The following is a 2,827-nucleotide window of genomic DNA, read 5'->3' on the forward strand; positions in this document are numbered from 1 at the left end:
CGCAAGGCCTGCCGCCGCTGCGCCTCGGTCTCGGCCTCCAGCAGATCGCCCAACCCTTCGACCTGGGCTAGATCGAGCACGCCGTTCTCCAGCGCACGGCGGGTGAATTCGCCGGGCTCTGCCATGCGCAGGCCATCCATTTCGCCCAATGTCCGCAACAGCGCGGTCACGGTCGCCGGGCTGCCATGGCAATGCAGTTCGACCACGTCTTCGCCGGTGAAACTGGCCCCCTCTTCAAAACGAAGGACCAGCGCGCTATCCAGCAGCTCGCCTTGCGAATCGACCAATCGGCGCAGCCCGACCCGCCGCGTGGACGGCAGGGTCCCTGCCAACGCACACGCCGCGCGCTGCGCCTGCGGACCGGAAATGCGGATTACAGCGACGCCGGCCTTTCCGCGCGCCGTCGCCAGCGCGAAGATCGTGTCCATTGGTCACCTCCGGGCGCGGCCCTCAGGTGTTCATCGAATCGAAGAATTCGGTATTGGTCTTGGTCTGCTTGAGCTTGGAGATCAGGAACTCGATGGCATCCGTCGTGCCCATCGGGTTCAGAATACGCCGCAGGACAAAGGTCTTTTGCAGATCCTTCTGGTCGACCAGAAGATCCTCTTTCCGCGTGCCGGATTTCAGGATGTCCATCGCCGGGAAGACGCGCTTGTCCGCCACCTTGCGGTCCAGAACGATCTCGCAGTTGCCGGTGCCCTTGAACTCCTCGAAGATCACCTCGTCCATACGGCTGCCGGTGTCGATCAGTGCCGTCGCGATGATGGTGAGCGACCCGCCCTCCTCGATATTGCGCGCCGCGCCGAAGAACCGTTTCGGCCGTTGCAGGGCATTGGCGTCCACACCACCGGTCAGCACCTTGCCCGAGGACGGCACTACGGTGTTGAACGCACGCCCAAGTCTTGTGATCGAGTCCAGAAGGATCACAACATCTCGTTTATGCTCGACCAGACGCTTGGCCTTTTCGATCACCATCTCGGCCACCGCGACGTGACGCGTTGCAGGTTCGTCGAAGGTCGAGGAAATGACCTCGCCCTTCACGGAACGCTGCATGTCGGTCACCTCTTCGGGGCGTTCGTCGATCAGCAGGACGATCAGATAGGTCTCGGGGTGGTTCGTCTCGATCGAATGGGCGATGTTCTGCAACAGCACCGTCTTGCCGGTGCGCGGCGGTGCAACAATCAGGGCGCGCTGGCCCTTGCCGATGGGCGCCACCAGGTCGATGATCCGGGCCGAGCGGTCCTTGATCGTCGGATCCTCGATTTCCATCTTCAGCCGCTCGTCGGGATAGAGCGGCGTCAGGTTGTCGAAGTTGATCTTGTGCCGCGCGCGGTCGGGATTCTCGAAATTGATGCGCGTGACCTTGGTGATCGCGAAATAACGCTCGTTCTCGCGCGGGGCGACCATGACCCCGTCGACCGTGTCGCCAGTGCGCAAGGAATGCTGCCGGATCATGTCGGGCGAGACATAGATGTCGTCGGGACCGGGCAGATAGTTCGCCTCGGGCGAGCGCAGGAAGCCGAAGCCGTCCTGCAACACCTCGAGCACGCCTTGGCCCGAGATTTCCCACCCTTCCTCGGCACGCTCCTTCAGGATCGAGAACATCATCTCGCCCTTGCGCATCGTCGAGGCGTTCTCGATTTCCAGCTCCTCGGCCATGGCGAGGAGATCCTTGGGGCTCTTGGCCTTGAGATCGGCGAGGTTCAGGCTTTCCTGGGTCATGGGAGTATCGCGACAGGGGCACCCGGAGGCGCGGCTTGCGGAAAAGGGGAACGCGCGTGGCCGGACGGCCCGCTGACCGACGTCAATAGAACCCGGACCGGCCCGAGTCAATCTTTCAGAATTTCAGGACCACCGCGAAGACGATCACGAGCATCAACAGCGTCGGCACCTCGTTCATCATCCGGTAGCTGCGCCCGGTGCGCGTGTTGGTGCCCGCAAGGAATTCCTTGCGCCGCAGGCCCAGCCACATGTGGAACCAGGTCATCCCGATCACCGCCGCGCCCTTGGCATAGGGCCAGACCGATCCCCAGTCGACGATGCCGGGCGTAAAGACCAGCGCAAGGCCGAAGACCCAGACCAGGATGATCGAGGGATTCATGATGTAGCGGTAGAGCTTCATCTCCATGATCTTGAAAACCTCGTCGGTCTCGCTGCCCACGGATGCGCGTTCGGCGTGATAGACGAAGATCCGGGGCAGATAGAAAAGACCGGCCATCCAGGTCAGCACAACGATGATGTGCAGCGACTTGGTCCAGGGATAGTAGGACGCCAGGAACTCGGCCATTCTCTCACTCCAGCGCAGGATCCGATCGCGCCCCTTCTAAGGGAATAAGGAAAGAAAAGAAAAGATGATGTTTCTGTAGGGGCTGTGGGTATTGGGGATTACCGATCCCTCCCCGACTCTGTCCACAGGGCGGCGGATGTTGAAAAGCATGTTGGTATCTTCGGGACATCGGGGAGACATGATAAAAACCATTATTGAACAATACTTTAGATATATTTAATCCGATACGTATCTGTGGATATGGGGGGATTGTTCCGGTCGGGGCGAGTCCCTCACAGGACCGGGATGCGACGATCCACCGTGGATCGACAGGGCCGCTGGCTTGACTTTTTCCCGACCGACCGGCACCTCGGAGGCTCTGGGCCGGCTTGTTCCACCACATGCGAAAACCGTTCCCGCGCTTTTCCACAGGGTTCTACCGAGATGTCCGACCGCGTGATCCTTGCTTCCGGCTCGCCGATCCGGCGACAGCTTCTCGAACGGGCAGGTCTGGTATTCGAGGCGAAGCCGGTTTCCGTCGACGAGGCCGCGATCCGCGAC

2 protein-coding genes and 1 pseudogene are annotated in these 2,827 nt (G+C 61.2%); all 3 read right to left on the reverse strand.

Going from position 1 to position 2,827, the window contains the following annotated elements; all coding sequences use genetic code 11:
* Positions 1-428 (reverse strand): annotated as a pseudogene (locus ENN83_RS09345) (tRNA uridine-5-carboxymethylaminomethyl(34) synthesis GTPase MnmE); the annotation flags it as partial.
* 22 nt (positions 429-450) lie between these two features.
* Positions 451-1,722, reverse strand: a complete 1,272-nt coding sequence (rho, locus tag ENN83_RS09350) for a transcription termination factor Rho (RefSeq protein WP_287186209.1) — start codon at positions 1,720-1,722, stop codon at positions 451-453.
* A gap of 115 nt (positions 1,723-1,837) precedes the next feature.
* Complete coding sequence (locus ENN83_RS09355; protein WP_287186212.1) at positions 1,838-2,287, reverse strand: CopD family protein; 450 nt, start codon at positions 2,285-2,287, stop codon at positions 1,838-1,840.
* Positions 2,288-2,827: the final 540 nt, after the last annotated feature.

This window comes from Rhodovulum sp., assembly GCF_011048875.1.
GTDB classification, from domain to species: domain Bacteria; phylum Pseudomonadota; class Alphaproteobacteria; order Rhodobacterales; family Rhodobacteraceae; genus Rhodovulum; species Rhodovulum tesquicola.

Excerpts from the sequence above, each read along its gene's own strand:
- ENN83_RS09355 (WP_287186212.1), bottom strand. The coding sequence starts at position 2,287 with ATGGCCGAGTTCCTGGCGTCCTACTATCCCTGGACCAAGTCGCTGCAC.
- rho (WP_287186209.1), bottom strand. The coding sequence starts at position 1,722 with ATGACCCAGGAAAGCCTGAACCTCGCCGATCTCAAGGCCAAGAGCCCC.